The 18,181-nt window shown below is 71.4% G+C and carries 16 protein-coding genes; 7 read left to right on the forward strand and 9 right to left on the reverse strand.

Features of this window, described 5'->3' with window-relative positions; genetic code table 11:
- The first annotated feature begins 167 nt into the window (after positions 1 to 167).
- The 7 genes from AC07RM_RS36975 (at position 168) to AC07RM_RS37005 (ending at position 8,276) form a co-directional block, all read left to right on the forward strand.
- A complete protein-coding gene (locus AC07RM_RS36975) occupies positions 168 to 1,700 on the forward strand; it encodes a class I adenylate-forming enzyme family protein (RefSeq protein ID WP_093350282.1) in 1,533 nt (510 codons plus the stop codon).
- A 37-nt stretch (positions 1,701 to 1,737) separates the two neighbouring features.
- A complete protein-coding gene (locus tag AC07RM_RS36980; protein WP_495337649.1) occupies positions 1,738 to 3,198 on the forward strand; it encodes a sensor histidine kinase in 1,461 nt (486 codons plus the stop codon).
- Positions 3,183 to 4,541, forward strand: a complete 1,359-nt coding sequence (locus tag AC07RM_RS36985; protein WP_495337650.1) for a sigma-54-dependent transcriptional regulator — start codon at positions 3,183 to 3,185, stop codon at positions 4,539 to 4,541. The genes AC07RM_RS36980 and AC07RM_RS36985 overlap by 16 nt, the downstream gene beginning before the upstream one ends.
- 147 nt (positions 4,542 to 4,688) lie before the next feature.
- Complete coding sequence (locus AC07RM_RS36990) at positions 4,689 to 5,426, forward strand: hypothetical protein (protein WP_398499854.1); 738 nt, start codon at positions 4,689 to 4,691, stop codon at positions 5,424 to 5,426.
- Positions 5,427 to 5,445: 19 nt separating this feature from the next.
- Positions 5,446 to 6,687, forward strand: a complete 1,242-nt coding sequence (locus tag AC07RM_RS36995) for an MFS transporter (protein WP_495337651.1) — start codon at positions 5,446 to 5,448, stop codon at positions 6,685 to 6,687.
- Positions 6,684 to 7,835, forward strand: a complete 1,152-nt coding sequence (locus AC07RM_RS37000; RefSeq protein ID WP_495337652.1) for an SLC13 family permease — start codon at positions 6,684 to 6,686, stop codon at positions 7,833 to 7,835. The genes AC07RM_RS36995 and AC07RM_RS37000 overlap by 4 nt, the downstream gene beginning before the upstream one ends.
- Before the next feature lie 117 nt (positions 7,836 to 7,952).
- Positions 7,953 to 8,276, forward strand: coding sequence for a hypothetical protein (locus AC07RM_RS37005; protein ID WP_093350265.1), 324 nt, complete (start codon positions 7,953 to 7,955; stop codon positions 8,274 to 8,276).
- 80 nt (positions 8,277 to 8,356) lie between these two features.
- Here AC07RM_RS37005 and AC07RM_RS37010 read toward each other — a convergent pair whose 3' ends face one another.
- From AC07RM_RS37010 to AC07RM_RS37050, 9 genes are all read right to left on the reverse strand, one after another.
- Positions 8,357 to 9,412 (reverse strand): fimbrial protein, encoded by a 1,056-nt coding sequence (locus tag AC07RM_RS37010; RefSeq protein WP_093350262.1) that lies wholly within the window; start codon positions 9,410 to 9,412, stop codon positions 8,357 to 8,359.
- Positions 9,409 to 12,207 carry a fimbria/pilus outer membrane usher protein gene (locus AC07RM_RS37015; RefSeq protein ID WP_495337653.1) on the reverse strand — a complete coding sequence of 933 codons (2,799 nt, stop codon included), beginning with the start codon at positions 12,205 to 12,207 and terminating at the stop codon, positions 9,409 to 9,411. The genes AC07RM_RS37010 and AC07RM_RS37015 overlap by 4 nt, the downstream gene beginning before the upstream one ends.
- Positions 12,208 to 12,226: 19 nt before the next feature.
- Positions 12,227 to 12,952, reverse strand: a complete 726-nt coding sequence (locus AC07RM_RS37020; RefSeq protein ID WP_495337654.1) for a fimbrial biogenesis chaperone — start codon at positions 12,950 to 12,952, stop codon at positions 12,227 to 12,229.
- Between the two features lie 252 nt (positions 12,953 to 13,204).
- Positions 13,205 to 13,741 (reverse strand): fimbrial protein, encoded by a 537-nt coding sequence (locus tag AC07RM_RS37025; RefSeq protein ID WP_093350252.1) that lies wholly within the window; start codon positions 13,739 to 13,741, stop codon positions 13,205 to 13,207.
- 199 nt (positions 13,742 to 13,940) lie between these two features.
- The gene (locus AC07RM_RS37030; protein ID WP_495337655.1) at positions 13,941 to 14,990 is read right to left on the reverse strand and encodes an NADP-dependent oxidoreductase; all 1,050 of its coding nucleotides are present in this window, start codon (positions 14,988 to 14,990) and stop codon (positions 13,941 to 13,943) included.
- Between the two features lie 119 nt (positions 14,991 to 15,109).
- On the reverse strand, positions 15,110 to 16,516 hold the full coding sequence (locus AC07RM_RS37035) for a HAMP domain-containing sensor histidine kinase (protein WP_296777850.1): 1,407 nt from the start codon (positions 16,514 to 16,516) through the stop codon (positions 15,110 to 15,112).
- The gene (locus AC07RM_RS37040) at positions 16,513 to 17,208 is read right to left on the reverse strand and encodes a response regulator transcription factor (protein ID WP_093350245.1); all 696 of its coding nucleotides are present in this window, start codon (positions 17,206 to 17,208) and stop codon (positions 16,513 to 16,515) included. Before AC07RM_RS37040 ends, AC07RM_RS37035 begins: the two co-directional genes overlap by 4 nt.
- Before the next feature lie 38 nt (positions 17,209 to 17,246).
- Positions 17,247 to 17,645 carry a hypothetical protein gene (locus AC07RM_RS37045; RefSeq protein WP_495337656.1) on the reverse strand — a complete coding sequence of 133 codons (399 nt, stop codon included), beginning with the start codon at positions 17,643 to 17,645 and terminating at the stop codon, positions 17,247 to 17,249.
- The gene (locus tag AC07RM_RS37050) at positions 17,639 to 18,112 is read right to left on the reverse strand and encodes a DUF4260 domain-containing protein (protein WP_093350239.1); all 474 of its coding nucleotides are present in this window, start codon (positions 18,110 to 18,112) and stop codon (positions 17,639 to 17,641) included. The genes AC07RM_RS37045 and AC07RM_RS37050 overlap by 7 nt, the downstream gene beginning before the upstream one ends.
- Positions 18,113 to 18,181: the final 69 nt, after the last annotated feature.

The following is an 18,181-nucleotide window of genomic DNA, read 5'->3' on the forward strand; positions in this document are numbered from 1 at the left end:
CCCCTGCAACGAGCGGCCTTCGGGCCGCTTTTTTCATGGCGCGGCCCGTCGCCTCGGGCTCACCGGGCGCCGGGCATCTTCGCTATCCTGCACGACCGGCAACGACCGAGGATCCGACCTTGCAGCAACCCGCTTCCGCTTCTTCCGACGCTTCCTTTCAGGCCCTGATGGAACGCGACTTCGGCGTGATCGCCGACCTGATCCGCTTCCACGCGCACAACACCCCCGAGCGCCCCGCGCTCGCCGACGCCGCGCAGCAGCTCGACTACCGCGCGCTCGATGCGCTGATGGATCGCATCGCCGCCAGCCTGCAGCGCGACGGCCTGCGCGCCGGCGACGCGATCGCGGTCTGCGCCGCCTCCTCGGTGAACTACGCGGCCGTGTTCCTCGGCGCGCTGCGCGCGGGCGTGGCGGTGGCGCCGCTGGCCCCCGGCTCCACGCCGGCCAGCCTGGCGCGCATGATCTCGGACGCCGATGCGCGCATCCTGTTCGCCGACGCGGGCGCGGCCGAGGTGATCGGCCCGGCGCAGCCCGGCGGCATCGCGCGCGTGGCGCTCGACGGCTCGGCCATCGGCCGGTCGCTGGCCGACTGGCTCGCGCCCGAAGGCGCCACGCCCGAGCCCGCCGACGTGCAGCCCGGCACGGCCTTCAACATCATCTATTCCTCGGGCACCACGGGCGAGCCCAAGGGCATCGTGCAGGGCCACGGCATGCGCTGGGCCCATGTGCAGCGCGGCGCCAAGTACGAGTACGACAGCCACACCGTCACGCTGCTGTCGACGCCGCTGTACTCGAACACCACGCTGGTCGTGTTCTTCCCCACGCTGGCCTTCGGCGGCTGCGTGGTGCTGATGCCCAAGTTCGACGCGCTCGGCTACCTGCAGCTGGCCGAACGGCACCGCGTGACCCACACCATGCTGGTGCCGGTGCAGTACCAGAGGCTGATGGCGCATCCGCGCTTCGACGCGCACGACCTCTCGGCCTACCGCTTCAAGTTCAGCACCAGCGCGCCCTTCAATGCCGCGCTCAAGGCCGACGTGCTCGCGCGCTGGCCCGGCGGGCTGATCGAGTTCTACGGCATGACCGAGGGCGGCGGCACCTGCATCCTCGAGGCCCACCTGCATCCGACCAAGCTGCACACCGTGGGCCAGCCGGCACCGGGCAGCGACATCCGGCTGATCGACGAGGAAGGCCGCGAGCTGCCGGCCGGCGACACCGAGGTGGCCGGCGAGGTGGTCGGCCACTCGGCCGGCATGATGACCGGCTACCACCGCCAGCCCGAGAAGACGCGCGAGGCCGAGTGGTTCGACGCGACGGGCAAGCGCTTCATCCGCACCGGCGACGTGGGCCGCTTCGACGCCGACGGCTTCCTCACGCTGTTCGACCGCAAGAAGGACATGATCATCAGCGGCGGCTTCAACATCTACCCGAGCGACCTCGAGGCGGTGCTGCGCTGCCATGCGGCCGTGGCCGACGTGGCGGTGGTCGGCGTGCCCTCCGAGCAATGGGGCGAGACGCCGATGGCCTTCGTGGTGCGCCGCGAGGGCGATGCCACCGCCGCCGAGGCGCTGCTGCAGTGGGCCAATGCCCAGGTCGGCAAGACGCAGCGGCTCGCGGGCCTGGCGCTGATCGACGAGCTGCCGCGCAGCGCGATCGGCAAGGTGCTCAAGCGCGAGCTGCGAGAACGCGTCCGCGGCTGACGCGCCGCGACCCGAAGACCGGGCAGGATCGCGGCAGATGAAATCCCTGCGCGGTCAACTGGTCTTCTTCTGGGTGCTGCTGCTCGGCATGTGCGCCGCGCTCGCGGTCGTGATGTTCACGCTCTACCGCAGCAGCGCGGGCGCCCAGGTGGCGGCCGGCCGCGCCGCCACCGAGCAGTCCTGCCGCGCGATCGCGGCGCGCTACGCCAAATCGATCGCCGCGCCCGCGCCGCCACGGCCCGAGGTCGACCTGCTGCGCGTGCTGCTGCAGCTGGTGCTGATCGAGACGCCGCAGGTCGAGGGCGGCGTCTGGCATGCGGTCGACGGCCCGCTGGCCTACGCCTACCCGACCTACGAGGGCAGCGGCGTCAAGCGAGACGTGCCCGCGGCCGAGCAGCCGCTGATCGCCCAGCTGGCGCAACTCGCGGCGCGCACCCGCCAGCCGCAGACCGACGTGGTGCGCGGCAGCCGCGAGGCGCTGATCGTCTCGGCCTGCCCGCTGCCCGCGCCGGCCGACGACCTCGCCGCCTGGACCATGACGCGCACCAGCGGCGGCGCGCTCGCGGCCCAGGACAGCCTGCGCACCGGGCTCGGCGTGCTGTTGCTGCTGGTGCTGGCCTCGGGCCTGTGGCTGGGCTCGATCCTGCTGCGCGGGCTGCGCCATGTGCAACGCCTCGAGAGCCGGCTGGCGCAGGCCGATGCCGACGGCGACGCCATGCCCGAGCTGCCGCGCACCGGCGTGCGCGAGCTCGACCGCATCGTCGACGGCTTCAACCGCTACCGGCTGCGCTTCGAGGAGGCGCGCGCCCACCTGCGCGCGGCCGCGCAGCAGCGCAGCCGCGACCAGCGGCTGGCCGCGCTGGGCCGCATGACGGGCGGCATCGCGCACGAGATCCGCAACCCCATCGCCACCATGCGGCTGAAGGCCGAGAACGCGCTGGCCGCCTCGCCCGAGCGGCAAGGCCCGGCGCTGCAGGCCATCGTCGGCCAGATCGACCGGCTCGACGGGCTGGTGCAGAGCCTGCTCGCGCTGGTGCAACCCGTGACGCTGGCCCCGGTGCCGGTGCCGCTCGCGCGCTGGCTCGAGGAACGGCTGGCGGCCGTGGCGCCGAAAGCGGAAGCCGCGGGCGTGCGGCTCGTACTGCGGCACGAGGCGCCCGACAGCGCCGTGTTCGACCCCGTGCACCTGGCGCGCGCCATCGACAACCTGCTCGACAACGCCGTGCGCCATGCGCCGCGCGGCGGCGAGGTCGTGCTCGCGGCGGTGCAGCCCGATGCGCGCACGCTGGCGCTGCGCGTCGACGACGACGGCGCGGGCGTGCCCGAGTCGCTGCAGGCCAGCCTGTTCGAGCCCTTCGCCACCGGCCGCGCCGACGGCACCGGCCTGGGCTTGGCGCTGGCGCGCGAGGTGGCGCTGGCGCATGGCGGCGAGCTGCGCCACCTGCCGCAGGCGCCGGGCACCCGTTTCGAACTGGAGCTTCCATGGCGCACCTCCTGATCGTCGACGACGACGACGCTTTCCGCGACACGCTGGCCGAAACCATCGAGGGCCTGGGCCACGGCGTGACGGCCGTGTCCGGCGGCGCCGAGGCCCTCGAGGCGCTCGCGCACACGCGCTTCGACGCCGTGTTCCTCGACCACCGCATGCCCGGCATGGACGGCCTGCAGACGCTCTCGGCGCTGCGCGCCCGCGCGGGCCGGCTGCCGCCGGTGATCGTGCTCACCGCGTTCTCGAGCGCGGGCAACACCATCGAGGCGATGCGCCTGGGCGCCTTCGACCACCTGGCCAAGCCGATCGGCCGCGAGGCGGTGCGCGAGGTGCTCGAGCGCGCGCTGCAGCAGCGCACGGCGGCCGCGCCTTCGTCCGCTCCCGATGAGGAGGACGACGCCGCGCTGATCGGCCCGGGCGAAGCCATGCGCGAGGTGCACAAGCGCATCGGCCTGGCCGCCGCCAGCGCGATGCCGGTGCTGGTGCTCGGCGAGACGGGCACCGGCAAGGAGATGGTGGCGCGCGCGCTGCACCGCCATTCGGCGCGCGCCGGCGGGCCCTTCGTGGCCATCAACTGCTCGGCCATTCCGAAGGAGCTGCTCGAGAGCGAGCTGTTCGGCCATGTGCGCGGCGCCTTCACCGGCGCCACCGGCGAGCGGCTCGGCTGCTTCCGCGCGGCCGACGGCGGCGTGCTGCTGCTCGACGAGATCGGCGACATGGCGCTCGACGTGCAGGCCAAGATGCTGCGCGCGCTGCAGGAGGGCGAGGTCACGCCGCTGGGCGGGCACCGCACGGTGAAGGTCGACGTGCGCGTGGTCGCCGCGACCCATCGCGACCTGCGCGTAGCCGTGCGCGAAGGGCGCTTTCGCGAGGACCTGCTGTACCGGCTCGACGTGCTGTCGATCCGACTGCCGCCGTTGCGCGAGCGGCTGGCCGACATCATCCCGCTGGCCGAGCACTTCCTGCGCCGCGCGGTCCCGCGCGATGCGACCGAGCCGCCGAAATCGCTGTCGGCCGAGGCGGCCCGGCGCCTGCTCGGCCACCCCTGGCCCGGCAACGTGCGCGAGCTGCGCAATGCGATGGAGCGCTGCCAGGCGCTGGTGCGGCACCGCGTGATCGGCGACGCCGACCTGGCCGCCGCGCTGGGCGCAGCACCGGCCGCCGATGCCGCGCCGGCGCTGCCCGCGGACTGGCTCGAGGGCGAACTGCCGGTGGCCGTCGAAAGGCTGGAGCGGCTGCTGATCGCGCATGCGCTCGCGCAGACGCAGGGCAACCGGGCCGAAGCGGCGCGGCGACTCGGCATCCACCGCCAACTGCTCTATCGCAAGCTGACGCAGTACGGCCTCGAATGAAGCGGTGTCCGGAAAGCGGACGCCCGCTGTCTCCGGATCATCCGGACGCCGCCGCGGCGACGCCCGCAAGTCGTTGATTTCAAAGGATTTCGGTGCTGGCACGTTGCGTGAGATGTCCTGGAGACATCCACCCGCAAGGAGCCTTCCATGACAGTCCGCACCCCCTTCATCGCCGCCGCCATCCTGCTCGCGGGCGGCACGGCCTTCGCCCAATTGCCGCCCCCGCCGCCCGGTGCTCCGCTGCCCCCGGGCGCCGCGGCGGCCGCGCCCGAGGCCGGCACGGTCGTCACCGGCCGCGTGCAACGCTTCCTGCTCAACCCCGGCGGCGAGGCCGATGGCCTGCTGCTGGCCGACGGCACCCAGGTCGCGTTCCCGCCGCACCTGTCTGCCGACGCGATGCAGCTGCTGCAGCCCGGCGACACGGTGCAGGTCGGCGGCTGGCGCGCGCCCGGCGTGCCGGTGCTGCGCATGCGCTCGCTCGAAGCCAACGGCCGCAGCCTGGTCGACACCCCGCCCGCACCCGGCATGGCGCCGCCGCGGCCGCCGCGCGAACCGGGCGCGCTCGATGCGCTGAGCGCGCAGGGCCGCATCGAACGCCTGCTCTACACCGACCGCGGCGACGTGCGCGGCGTGCTGCTGGCCGACCAGACCATCGTGCGCTTCCCACCGCACGTGGGCGCGATGTACCGCGACCAGCTGAAGCCGGGCGCCGAGCTCCATGCGCGCGGCTGGGGCACGCGCGGCGCGCAGGGCACGGTGCTCGAGGCCACCGGCCTGGGCCCGACGGCGGACACGGTGGCCGAGGTGCTGCGCGGTCCGCGCCCAGGCGCGGGTCCTGACGCGGGCCCGGGTCCGCGCCCCGCTCCGCGCGGCCCGGCTTCCTGAGCTCCGGCCTCGTCCCGCCATGACGACCGCGCCCACCCGCCGCAGCCTGCGCGCCCTCGATGCGCTGGCCTTCTTCGCGCCCGACATCCAGGGCGGCGTCGGCCCCTTCCTGGTGGTCTTCATGGCCGGCACCTTGGCCTGGGATCCGCAGCGCATCGGCAGCGTGATGTTCGTCTCGGCGCTGGTCGGGCTGGCGGTGCAGGCGCCGGCCGGCGCGCTGATCGACAGCGTGCGCCGCAAGCCGCGCTGGATCGCGGGCGCGGTCGCGCTGATCGCGCTGTGCCTGGTGGCGATGGCCCAGTGGCCGCTCTACGGCACCATCCTCGCGGGCCAGTCGCTGATCGGCGCCGCGGGCACGCTGGTCGCGCCCGCCCTCGCGGCCACCAGTCTCGGCATGGTGGGCCGCGCCGGCCTCGACGCGCGCATCGGCCGCAACGCCGCGATCACCGCGGCCGGCACGGTGCTGTGGGCGCTGGGCACCGGCTGGGTCGGCCATGCCTTCGGGCCGCGCGCGATGTTCTTCTACGCGGTGGCGATGGCGCTGCCGACCATCGCGGCGGCGCTGCTGATCCGCGACCGCGACGTCGACCCGCGGCTGGCGCGCGGCGCCGACGCGCCGCCCGATGCCGCCCAGGGCACCGTCCGCTGGCACGACCGCCGCCTCGTCGTGCTGCTGGCCTGCGCCTTCCTGTTCCACCTGGCCAATGCCGCGATGCTGACGCTGGTGGCGCAGAAGGTCGGCTCGCGCACCGGCGCCGCGGCCACGCTGTGGCTCTCGGCCGGGGTGATCGTCACGCAGTTGGTGACCATCCCGATCGCGATGGCGGTCGGACGCTGGGCGCCGCGGCTCGCGCGCAAGCCGGTGTTCCTGGTCGGCTTCGCGGTGCTGCCGGTGCGCGGGCTGCTCTACCTGCTGGCCGACAGCCCCGCCGCGCTGCTCGCGCTGCAGGTGCTCGACGGCATCGGCGCGGGCATCTTCGGCGTGATGCTGACCCTGATGATCGGCGACCTCACGCGCGGCAGCGGCCGCTTCAACTTCGCGCTCGGCCTGGGCGCGGCCTGCGTCGGGCTGGGCGCGGCGCTCAGCAACCTGCTGGCGGGCAGCATCGCGCACGCGGCCGGCTACGGCACCGCCTTCGTCGTGCTCGCGGCCATCGCCGCGGCGGCGCTCGCGCTGTTCGCGCTCGCCATGCCCGAAACTCGGGGGCGGGAAGCGCGTGCCGCGCACGCTTCCGCCGCCCTGACCACCGCCGCTCCATGACCAAAGACACCGCGTCCGCCCTGCCTCCCGCCACCGCCTCCGCGGACACCGCATCGCCCCACGAGGGCGGCGGCAACGGCCTGCTCTGGGTGCTGGTGGCGGTGGCCGTGCTGTTCGCCTTCCTGCGGCCGCGCGCGCCGCTCGACTGGCTGAAGCTGATCGACTGGCAGACCGTGGGCGCGCTCGCGGGCCTGCTCGCGATCACGCAGGGCGTGGAGAAGAGCGGCGTGCTGCAGTCGGCCGCGCAGCGCCTGCTGGCGCGCACCACCAACCTGCGCCAGCTCGCGCTGCTGCTCGTTGCCAGCGCCGCCGTGCTGTCGGCGCTGGTCACCAACGACGTCAGCCTGTTCCTGCTGGTGCCGCTCACGCGCGTGCTCGCCACCCAGGCGCACCTGCCGCTGGCACGGCTGGTGGTGCTGGAGGCGCTGGCGGTGAACGCGGGCTCGGCGCTCACGCCGATCGGCAATCCGCAGAACCTCTACCTGTGGCACCGCAGCGGCGAGAGCTTCGCGGGCTTCATGGGGATGATGGCGCCGACCGTGGGCGTGATGCTGTTCTGGCTGTTCGCCGCCGTCTGGCTGCTGGTGCCGCGCACCGCGATCGCGCTCAAGCCCGCGGCCGACAGCGCGCCGGTGCAGCCGCGGCTGCTGGCGCTGTCGGGCCTGCTGTTCGTGGGCTTCGTGGTCGCGCTCGACCGGCACTGGCTGGCCGCGGGCCTGGCGGTCGTGTTCGGCGCCTACCTGCTGTTCCAGCGCCGCGTGCTGCGCGACGTCGACTGGGCGCTGCTCGCGATCATCGCGCTGATGTTCGTCGACCTGCGCCAGCTCGCCGAGCTGCCCTTCATCGCCGCGCTGATGACGCAATGGCCGATCGCCGAGGGCTGGCGCGCCTATCTGGCGGCGATCGTGAGCTCGCAGTTCATCAGCAACGTGCCGGCCACCATCCTGCTCGACCGCTATGTGCACGACCTGCCGGCGCTGGCCGCCGGCGTGAGCGTGGGCGGCTTCGGCTGCGTGCTGGGCTCGCTCGCCAACCTGATCGCGCTGCGGCTCGCCAAATTGCCGAACGGGCTGCGCGAGTTCCATCGCCTGAGCGTGCCCTTCCTGCTGGTGTGCGCGGCCTCGGCGCTGCTGCTGCGGCTCGGGTGACGGCGGCGGGGGCGCGCGGCCTCGAACGCGTGCGCGTTGAGCAACATCGCCCGTGTCCGACGAGCGCGCGCGCTTTTTGTGGCTAGAGTGGAGACTCCCGAAGAAAGGAGTCATGGCATGGACAAGAAGAACAACAGCGAGGATTTCGAGATCACCCCCAAGCTCGTGTTCGACATGAACCTGGCGCTGTACCTCGACCTGGTCGCGGCGCTGGAGGGCGCGGGCGCCGTCACCTACCGCCAGATGGCGGCGCGCGTGCTCAACATCAGCATGGATGCGCGCGCCGACGGGGAGCTCGGCCTCTCGACCGCGCTGGAGGGCATCGCACAAGGCTTCGCGGGCCACGGCGACGGACTGTCGATCGAGCTGCTGAAGGCCGCGCGCGGGCTGCGCGAGGATGACGCGATGGGCGACATCCCGATGCGGCCGGACGTGGACTGAACGCGAAGCGGCGACGGCCGCTCGCCGGCCCGGGTGCTCACCAGGCCCGGCGCATCCATCTTGCGGATCGCCTTGCCCAGTTACTTGTAGTCGAGCGTGAAGGTCGCCATGCCGTTGGCCTGCCCCGGCGTCACGGTGTTGCCGGTCTGGAAATAGCGCGCGGTATAGGGCAGCACGTAGTCGCCGTCCTTCGACGGCCCCACCAGTGCGTCGTCGCCGTACTTCACCGGCACCTTCTGGCCATCGATGATCTGGATGCCCACGCCGGTGGCGGTGGCCGAGCCGCTGGCCTGGCTGATGCGCAGCACGCCTGCATCGCCGGCCGGATCGGGCGTGGCGTCCATGCGCAGGTAGACGGTGTTCTGCGTGCCGACCCCGGCGTTGCACTTGAGCCGGATGTTGAAGTTGCGCTCCGCCGCGGTCGTGCCACGGCCCTTGAAATCGCTCTGCGGCACCTTGCCGAACACCACCGGAATGTTCTTCGAGCCCGTGTCCACGAGGCAGCTGGGCGTGACGATGGTGATGGCGTCGCCGTCGACGCGGGTGGTCACGGCCGAGCCGCCCCGGTCGCCGGAATAGGTGGTGTAGATGCCGCTGACCAGCGGGCCACTGCCGGTGACGGGGGCGATCTTGTAGAGCTCGACCACGAAGTCCGCGTTGGTCGCGAACGATCCGAACGTGGTGGTGGTCGACAAGGTGTGCGGGTAGTACACGTCGGGCGGGTTGCCCCCCGTGGCCCGTCGCAGCAGGCGGATGCCGATGCCCGCCACGTTGGTGGCGAAGACTTTTTCCTTCCCCGACCACTCCGCGCCCACCGCCGCGGAATTGATGACCCCGAACAGGGTGCCGCCGCCGGAGCAGGTGAATGGCGTGTTGTTCGAACCCGCCTGGTAGATGGGAAAGGTCTTGGCCGTGGTGATGAGGCTGCCCACGGGCAGGTCCGGGCTGACGACGATGCGTCCCATCACCATGTTGATGTTCTTCGGGACATAGCCGCCCGCGGTGTTGAGCGAGCACAGGGCACTCGCCTCCTGCGCGGCCACCAGCAGCACGAGCCCGGCGATCAGCGAGGCGCCGCGGCGCAGCGGGGACGAGAAGAACGCCTTCATCGCGCCCGACGGATTGCTGCGGTTCATTCCGCTCCCTTCTTCTTTGCTCGCGGCGCGAACAGCGCCGCACTGTCGACCGCGCTGCCGATGCACTGCCCCGTGAATTCGCGGATCGGCGGCGGATTGGCGTCCTCGGGCAGGGTGTAGGCCACCGTGCACTGGTCGTTCGCGCCCTGCCCCCAGCGCACCGTGAGGCTGCCGCTCTGGCCCGCGCCGGTCACGAAGGCCTGGCCGTCGGGGCCGACGATGCCGACCTCCTGGCCGGCCTCGTTCTCGATCTTCGAACCCAGCGGCAGCACGCGGCCCTTCGCGTCGCTCAGCGTCATCAGCAGGCGGAAGCCCACCGAGGTCTCGAACTTCGCGACCACCACGGCACCGCGCGTGGGCACCACTTCCATCGCCGCGTTCTTCACCTCGACGGTGTCGCCGAGGTCGCCGGTACGCAGCGCGAGGCGGTTGAGCCGGTACGGGCTCAGGTTCGGGATGACCGCATTGCCCGCGCTGTCGGTCGCCACGCCCGGCTGCGATTCGAAGCCCACGCCGCCGGCCTTGGGCGCCTGCACCAGCGCGATGGTCTCGCCCAGCGGCTGCGACAGGGTGACGCCGCCGCCGTGCGCCAGCAGGCCACCCGACATGCCGAAGGTGGTCTGGCCGTAGCCCTTGCCCTGCGAGTGGCCGACATCGAAGCGGCCCACGGGCGAGAGGTAGCTCGCGCTGGCGCTGCCGCTCGAGCCCTGGCCGTCGGCGTTCGAGTGGCCCGCGGTGACGTTGTAGTTGAGCCGGCTGTCCTCGAAGGCGCTGCCGTAGACGCTGGCCTGCTGGTTGAGGCGCCCGTCGTTGTCGCGGCTCACGGTGTACTGCGCGCTGGCGCGCGTGTCGCCCAGCGGGATGCTGACCATCACCATGAGCTGCCGGCTGACCGGACGGATCGAGCCGGTGCTGAAGCTGTTGATGCCGCCGTTGTTGGTGCTGTAGTTGTAGAAGACGCTGTAGCCGAACTGCTTGTAGCTGCCCGAGTAGCCGATCTGCACCAGCCGGTCCTTGGCGGGCGTGCCCCAGTAGGTCTGCTGGCGCGCCGAGGCGAACACCGAGCCCCAGCTGCCGATCTGCTGCGAGAGTTCGAAGCGCAGCTCGTTGCGGCGGCTGTTGAAGTTGTCGGGCAGCAGCAGGCCCTGCATCTGTGCCGCTTCCTGGAAGGTGCGGTAGCCGCTGGTCGAGTAGCGGTAGCCGGCCACGCGGAAGTTGGTGCCCGAGTCGACGAAGGCCTTCGAATAGAGGAAGCGCAGCGACTGGCCGTTGTAGGTCTTGTCGAAGCGGTCGACGGTGCGCGCGGCCGAGAGGTCGAACGAGACGGCGCCGAAGGCGCGCATGTTCTTGCCCAGGCCCACCAGGCCCGACTGGTACTTGCGCGCGGCGATCAGGCCGCCGTACACCGAGTACTCGTCGGGCAGGCCGCGCGCCAGGGTGGCCTGCAGGAACACCGGCTCGGCCGGCACCTGGCTCGGCAGCAGCGGGTTGGTGTTCACGTTGTCGTAGCCGTTGCGGTACTTGCCCACGGTGGCCGAGTAGCGCCAGGTGCCCTCGCGCAGCAAGGTGGGCACGGCCGAGAAGGCCTGGGTGTACTTGGTCTGGCGGCCGTCGGCCTCGGTGATCGTGACCTCGAGGTCGCCGCTCGAGGCGGTGGGATACAGGTCGTCGAGCACGAAGGGCCCGGGCGCCACGAAGGTGCTGTAGACGATGTAGCCGTTCTGCCGCACGGTGACGCGCGCATTGGTCTGGGCGATGCCGCGGATCGTGGGCGCGTAGCCCTGCAGGCTGTCGGGCAGCATCGCGTCGTCGGAGGACACCTGCACGCCGCGGAACGGCAGGCTGTCGAAGAAGTTGCCGGGCGTGTTGCCGTCGCCAATCAGCAACTGGCCATTGATCGAGGCCAGGTCGCGTTGCGCATAGCTGGTGACGCCCTGCCAGCGGCTTCGGCCATCGAGGCCGCGGTTGTAGGTCGAGTAGTGGCGAAAGCGCCAGTCGCCCATGTTGAAGCCCGCGCGCACGCCCGCGAAGAAGGTGTTGCGCTGGAGCGTGTTGCGGTTGCGGTTGAACGGATCGGCGGCGTCGAAGACGTTGAGCTGCGGGTTGGTCAGCGGGGTGTCGTTGCGGTAGTTGCTGCCGCTGAAGCGCGAGTAGTTGAGCTGGTAGTCCAGCATGAAGGCGGTGATGCCCTTGTCCCACTTCTCGGGGCCCACGGCGCCGCGCGCGCTGCGCTTGAGCGCGGCCTGCGGAATGCTCAGGAACAGGCGCTGGCGCCCGGCGTCGTAGCTGAGCTTCGACTCGGGGATGGCGTTGACGAGGTCGATGCAGGCCTCGTCGGCGGCAGCGGCGATCGACGGGAACACGGCGACGTTCACGCCCCAGGTGTCGAGCAGGCCGCGCGTGAGGCAGGCCACCGCGTCGTTCGTGCCTTCCCTGTCCTCGAAGCGGACCTCGCTCTGGCCCACGCCGCGCTCGTTGAGCGAGACGTCGACGGTGTACTTGCCCGCGAGCACGCGGTTGCCGAACGAGAACAGCGAGAGGTCGGCATTGGGCTGGTCGCCGCCGATGCCGAGGAATTCCTCGTTGAAGGTCGAGGCGGCCAGTTGCTGCTTCTGCGCGACCTGTGGCTTCTGGGGCGCGGGCGCCTGCTCCTGCACCGGCGCGCCCTGCGCACCGTGCGTGCCGAGGGCCGCGAGCACCGCGGCGCACAGGCTCAGGCGGAACGGCGCGCGCAGGGCGCCGCCGGCCACCGGCGCGCGCCGGGTCGCTGAAAGGGACGGGATGCGGCGGCGCATGGCTTTTCGCCCTCGCGCCTCAGCGCTTCGCGCCGTCGGCTGCGACAGGAACGAGCTCGGCCTTCACGGCCACCGGCGCATCGCCCGCGGGCACGCGCACCAGTTCCTCGGGCGTTTCGCCGCCGTAGTCGTTGAGCGTGGTGAAGTTGACCTGGATCGCCTGCGGCGCCTTCACCGCGGTCAGCGGGTACACCGACTCGCCGAAGGGCGGCACCATGTCGGCGTTGATGTCCTGCTGGCCGCCGTTGATCTTGAGACCCGTGAAGGTCACGTGGTACGGCGTCGGGTTGCCGATCCTGAGCACCGCGCCCTGCGCGCCGCCGGCCACCGCCCACTGCAGCTGGCTGCGGGCCTCCTCGGACTTGCCGCCCAGGCTGGCGGGCCGGTAGAACAGCTTGATGCGGCTGCGCACCGCGATCTGCAGCACGTTCTCGTCCTTGGAACGCTCGGGGATCTCCTTCACGTTGAGCCAGAACACCGTTTCGCGGTCGGCCGGCAGCTCGCCCGCCACGCGCATGATGCGCAGGATGTTCTCCATGCCGGGGTCGAGCCGCGACAGCGGCGGCGTGACCAGCATCGGGGTCTTGTTCTTGCCTTCGCCGGCGTCGATCCAGGCCTGGACCACGTAGGGCGAGGTGCCGGTGTTCTTCACCGGAATCGAGGCTTCGCGGTCCTTCTCGCCCAGGATGACGCGCGTGCCGCCGAGCATCACGCCCGCCGCGGCCGGCCATTGAAGGCAGAGCATCGCCACGATGCCCAGGGTCCAACGAATTCGATTCTTGCTGCACATACGACGGGTTCCTCGGTACGGCGGACGCTGGCGTCCAGGCGCACCCCAGCACGGCGGCGCACGCGGCGCACCGGCGGAAAAAAGACGGGTGATGGAAAAACCGGCCGATGCGGCGCGCCCACGCGAGGTCGCCGCGCCGCGTCGGTCCGGTGCGGAATCCGACGGCGCCTGCCGCAATGGACAGGGGCCGGATTCCGCGAAGGCGGCTTACTTGTAGTTGACCGTGAACTGGGCCGTCGAGTTGGCCGGACCGACCGTCACGGTGTCCTTGGTCGACACGTACACGGCCTGGAACTTCAGGGCGTTGTCGCCCTGGCCCAGAACGTATTGCGCCGATTCCGAGCCGAGCGGAATCTTGGTGGCGGCGGAATCGCCCAGCTCGATGGCCACGCCCGAAGCGGTGGTCACGCCGACCTGGCCGGCATTCGCCAGGCGCAGGTTGGTGGCGTCGTCGAGGTCGGGCGTGCCGGTGAACGACACGGTCGCGCCCTTGGCGGTGGCGCCGCAGCCGAGCAGGTCGATGGTGAACTTCGACGGCGTGGCCTTCTTGCCCTTGCCGCCGTCGAGCACCGTGCGAGCGACCTTGCCCAGCGGCACGGTCATGTTCTGGCTGTTCGGCGAGATCGAGCAAGGTGCATCGACGATTTCGCCCGTGAAGTTGATGGTGCCGTCGGCAGCCATCGCGCCTTGCGACAGCGCAGCGGCGACAGCGGCCAGCGCCGCCAGCTTGAAGAATTTACGCATCTGAATTCCCTGGGATTGTTAACAAAAAGAACTACTTGCCTTGACAAGGCAGAGCGCAGTCTATTAACCAATTCCTAGGAGAAGAAGACGTTTTCGACTCAGTTGACAGTGGTTGACATTGTTAATTCAATGTTTGTGAACTAAACCCATTTGCAAACTTTTCGATACGAAAGTTTTGCCAAATACTACCGAGCTGACATCACTCGGTCGCCACCTGCAGCACCAGTTTGCCGAAGTTGGCACCGCTGAAGAGCCGGTTCAGGGCCTCGGGGAAGGTGTCGAGGCCCTGCACGATGTCTTCCTTGCTCTTCATGCGCCCATCCTTCAGGTAACCCGCCAGTTCGGCGATGGCCACGGGATAGCGGTCGGCGTAGTCGAACACCACGATGCCTTCCATGCGCGCCCGGTTCACCAGCAGGCTCAGGTAGTTGCGCGGGCCGGCCGCCGGCATGCTGTTGGCGTTGTTGTACTGGCTGATGGCGCCGCAGATGATGATGCGCGCGATGCGCGCGATGCGCGCGAGCACGAGGTCGAGGATCTCGCCGCCGACGTTGTCGAAGTAGATGTCCACGCCCTTGGGGCAGTGCTGCTTGAGGCCGTCGCGGACCGCTGCGGCGCCGGCCTTGTAGTCGATGCAGGCGTCGAAACCCAGCTCCTTGACCACCCAATCGCACTTGGCCTCGCCGCCCGCGATGCCGACCACGCGGCAGCCCTTGATCTTCGCGAGCTGGCCCACGGTCTGGCCGACCGCGCCGGCGGCGCCCGAGATCACGACGGTCTCGCCGGCCTTGGGCTGGCCCACGTCCATCAGGCCGAAGTAGCCGGTCATGCCGGGCATGCCCAGCACGTTGAGCCACTGGGTGATGCTGCCCACGCGCAGGTCGATCTTCACCAGGCCGTTGCGCTTGATCTCCTCCTGCGGGATCAGCATGTATTCCTGCACGTTGAGCGTGCCGTAGACGGTGTCGCCGACCGCGAACTGCGGGTTCTTCGAGGCGATGACGCGGCCGATGCCACCGGCGCGCATCACGGCGCCGATCTCGACCGGCGGGATGTAGCTCTTGGCATCGTTGAGCCAGCCACGCATGGCCGGGTCGAGCGACAGCGACAGCGTCTTGACCAGCACCCCGCCCTCGGCCGGCTCGGCCACGGGCTCGCTGCCGAAGCTCCAGTGCTCGCGCGTGGCGGCGGCCTCGGGACGCTTGGCGAGGCGGACCTGGTGGTTGACGAGTGCGGTGGTGTCGGTCATGAAGCGTCTCCTGGAGATGGGGCCGCGCCCCGGGGTGTGGCTGAGCGGCGCATGCTAGCCGCGCGGCGCGGGGCCGCGCGTAGCGCAGGCGACAGCCCGCCCTCCCCGCCCAGACCTCGTCAGCCCAGCCGCACCACGATCTGCAGGCCCGGCGACGCGTTGCGCACCCGCAGGCTGCCGCCATGCGCCTCGGCGATCAGCCGGCACAGGTACATGCCCAGGCCGACGCCGCCGGTGGCGCGCTGGCGTGCGCCGTCGGTGCGGTAGAAGGCCTCGGTCAGCCGCTCGAGCTGCGCCTCGTCCACGCCCGGACCGAAGTCGCGCACCTCGATTTCCACGCCCTGCGCCTGGCCCTCGAGCACGGCGCGCACCGACACGCTCGGCGGACGCGGCGCCTCGGTGCTGTAGCGCAGCGCGTTGTCCAGCAGGTTGCGCACCAGCAGGCGGATGCGCATGCGGTCGACCGAGTGCGCCGGCAGGCCCTCGGCGAGGTCGAGATGGACCTCGCGCGCGGCCGGCATCTCGGCCACGGTTTCTCGCACCAGCGCCGCGAGATCGATGCGCTCGCGCTGCAGCGCCGCGTGCGGACTCGCGAGCCGTTCGCTCTCGAGCAGGTCGCTGATCAGGTCGCGCATCTCGTTGAGGTCGCGCAGCAGCGCCTCGCGCTCGGCCCGGCCCTCGGCCGTGGCCGGCAGCAGCTCGGCATTGAGCCGCGCGCGCGTGAGCGGCGAGCGCAGCTCGTGGCTCAGCGCCAGCAGCAGCCCGCGCTTGGCATCGAGCATGGCCTGGATGTCGTGGGCCATGGTGTTGATGTGCTCGGCGAGATCGCCGATGTCGTCGTTGCGGCGCACGGGAATCGGCCGCTCGAAGTCGCCGCGGCCAAAGCGCTGCGCGCCGTCGCGGATGTCGATCAGCGGCCGCAGCAGCCGGCTCACGTAGGCATAGCCCAGCACCACGAGCAGCAGCAGCAGGCTCAGCGTGGCCCAGCCGGCCGCGCGCGGCGCGATCTGCCACAGACGCGGCGCCCAGCCGAAGATCACGCGGTGGCCGTCGGCCGTGGGCCGGATGAACCACTTGTCGTTCCACATCGATTCGTCGTGGTCGCGCATCCAGCCGCCGCGCGTGCCGTGCTCGCCGGGGTTCGAGTCCCAGTTGACGGTCGGCCCGACGATGCGGATGGTGATCGGCAGGCGGTCGACCAGCGCCTGCGCGCGCGACACGTCGGGCGGCGTGCCGAGCTCGGCCACCAGCCGGTCGGCGTAGTCGACCAGCATCGGCTGCGCGGCCTCGGCCCAGCCGGTGGAGAAGGACTTCTTCATGCCCGCGAGGAACACGCCGGTCATGACCACCGCGAGCAGCACGAACATCATCACCAGCCGGATGCGCAGCGAGCGCCGCCAGCGGCGCTTGCCCTGCACCTTCTCGTGCCACTGCGCATGCCACTGCCGGTGCAGCTCGTCGCGGCGGCAGGCGAAGGCATGCCACGCGCCCTCGCGATCGCGGCGTTCCCTGCGGCGGAAGTTCATGAAGAAGGCTCGCCGCGTGCCACGGCCAGCGCGTAGCCCGCGTTGCGTAGCGTCTTGATGCAGTCCAGCGGTTCGAGCTTCTTGCGCAGGCGGCTCACCACGATGTCGACCGCGCGCGTGTAGAGCTCGGCCTCGTGGCCGCGCAGCCGGTTGAGGATGTCGTCGCGGCTGAACACCTTGCCGGGCTCGGCCGCCAGCAGCGCCAGCAGTTCGAACTCGGTGCCGGTGAGGTCGACGCGCTCGCCCTGGCGCAGCACCAGGCGCCGGTCGAGGTCGATCGCCAGGCCGTCGAACACGCGCTGCTGCGACGACGCGGCCGCGGGCGGCGCGACGCGCTGGCGCCGCAGGATGGTCTGCACGCGCGCCACGAGTTCGCGCGGCTCGAAGGGCTTGGGCACGTAGTCGTCGGCGCCGAGCTCGAGGCCGACCACGCGGTCCATCACCTCGCCGCGCGCGGTCAGCATCACGATCGGGATGTCGCTCTCCTTGCGGATCTCGCGGCACAGCGCGAAGCCGTCCATCTCGGGCAGCATGACGTCGAGGATGGCGGCGTCGAAGCTCTCGGCGCGCAGTCGCGCCAGGCCTTCGCTGGGCCGCACCGCGCTCTCGAGCGTGCAGCCGAAGCGCGCGAAGTAGCTCGCCAGCGGCGCGCCGAGGTGTTCGTCGTCGTCGATCAGCAGGATGCGCGGCATGGGCGGATTGTGCCTCCTGGCCAGGAGCTGGCTGATGATCAACCCGCCCGGCATCGCACCGCCATGACGAGGCCGGCCGCGAGCGCGGCGAGCAGGACCAGGTGATACGCGACGTCGGGCACGGTCTGCGGCCCGATGCCGATCGCGATGGTGAACAGGCCGACCAGCGTGCCGAGCAGCGCGAAGCCCTGGGCGCGGATCGCGAACCAGCGCGTCCAGGCCGGGCGCAGCCAGCTCGCGACCGCCGCGCCCACCAGCACCAGCGCGATCACGGCTTCGGCCGTGCGTGCCTGCGCATGCGCGAAGCCGGGGATCAGCCGGCCCGCGTGCACGGCCGAGGCGGTGCCGAGCGCGAGCGCCTCGGCCAGCAGCCAGGTGCGCGCCACGGCGGGGCGCAGCACGGGCCGCACGACATCGTCGGGACGCGCGCTCACCATGGGTCCTGCCTTCCGACGCGGCCCAGGTGCGTGAAGCCGAAGCCCGCCTCGTACTTGAGGCCGAAGCCCAGCGCGCGATCGAACGCGATGTGCGCGGCCCAGATCAGCGCCAGCGGCAGCGCGAAAGGCAACGCCACCAGCAGGCCCAGCGCGCCGATGCCCAGCGGCACCAGGTACGAGTGCGCGACGTTGTAGACCCGCGCGCCGATGCGCGGCCCCGCCAGGTAGCCGAGCATCGACAGGTCGGGCAGCAGGAACAGCAGCGCGAACAGGCCCCAGCCGGTGCCGGTGCGGTCGTAGGCGATCAGCGCGCCCGCCAGCACGGCCAGCGCCTCGAGCCGCAGCGTGGTGCGCACGCCGCCGGTCGCGGCGCCTTCCTGTGTCTCGGTCGCGGCATCGCTCGCGCGGCGCGCGGCCTGGCGCCGCAGCGCGATCAGGTCGCCCAGGTTCGGTTCGATGGTCTTCATGGTGTGCTCGCATCAGGTGGAGGGCGCCGGGCCCCGAAAGGAATGGAAGGCGGCCCCGACGGAAGGTCG

This window comes from Variovorax sp. GW821-FHT09B05 (assembly GCF_059418265.1).

Bases quoted from the DNA above. Each gene is read 5' to 3' on its own strand.
- AC07RM_RS37010 (WP_093350262.1), bottom strand. From the start codon at position 9,412: ATGAACCGCAGCAATCCGTCGGGCGCGATGAAGGCGTTCTTCTCGTCC.
- AC07RM_RS37045 (WP_495337656.1), bottom strand. From the start codon at position 17,645: ATGGTGAGCGCGCGTCCCGACGATGTCGTGCGGCCCGTGCTGCGCCCC.
- AC07RM_RS37025 (WP_093350252.1), bottom strand. From the start codon at position 13,741: ATGCGTAAATTCTTCAAGCTGGCGGCGCTGGCCGCTGTCGCCGCTGCG.
- AC07RM_RS37020 (WP_495337654.1), bottom strand. From the start codon at position 12,952: ATGCTCTGCCTTCAATGGCCGGCCGCGGCGGGCGTGATGCTCGGCGGC.
- AC07RM_RS37040 (WP_093350245.1), bottom strand. From the start codon at position 17,208: ATGCCGCGCATCCTGCTGATCGACGACGACGAACACCTCGGCGCGCCG.
- AC07RM_RS36990 (WP_398499854.1), top strand. From the start codon at position 4,689: ATGACAGTCCGCACCCCCTTCATCGCCGCCGCCATCCTGCTCGCGGGC.
- AC07RM_RS37035 (WP_296777850.1), bottom strand. From the start codon at position 16,516: ATGAACTTCCGCCGCAGGGAACGCCGCGATCGCGAGGGCGCGTGGCAT.
- AC07RM_RS37030 (WP_495337655.1), bottom strand. From the start codon at position 14,990: ATGACCGACACCACCGCACTCGTCAACCACCAGGTCCGCCTCGCCAAG.
- AC07RM_RS37050 (WP_093350239.1), bottom strand. From the start codon at position 18,112: ATGAAGACCATCGAACCGAACCTGGGCGACCTGATCGCGCTGCGGCGC.
- AC07RM_RS36995 (WP_495337651.1), top strand. From the start codon at position 5,446: ATGACGACCGCGCCCACCCGCCGCAGCCTGCGCGCCCTCGATGCGCTG.
- AC07RM_RS36975 (WP_093350282.1), top strand. From the start codon at position 168: ATGGAACGCGACTTCGGCGTGATCGCCGACCTGATCCGCTTCCACGCG.
- AC07RM_RS36980 (WP_495337649.1), top strand. From the start codon at position 1,738: ATGAAATCCCTGCGCGGTCAACTGGTCTTCTTCTGGGTGCTGCTGCTC.
- AC07RM_RS37000 (WP_495337652.1), top strand. From the start codon at position 6,684: ATGACCAAAGACACCGCGTCCGCCCTGCCTCCCGCCACCGCCTCCGCG.
- AC07RM_RS37015 (WP_495337653.1), bottom strand. From the start codon at position 12,207: ATGCGCCGCCGCATCCCGTCCCTTTCAGCGACCCGGCGCGCGCCGGTG.
- AC07RM_RS37005 (WP_093350265.1), top strand. From the start codon at position 7,953: ATGGACAAGAAGAACAACAGCGAGGATTTCGAGATCACCCCCAAGCTC.
- AC07RM_RS36985 (WP_495337650.1), top strand. From the start codon at position 3,183: ATGGCGCACCTCCTGATCGTCGACGACGACGACGCTTTCCGCGACACG.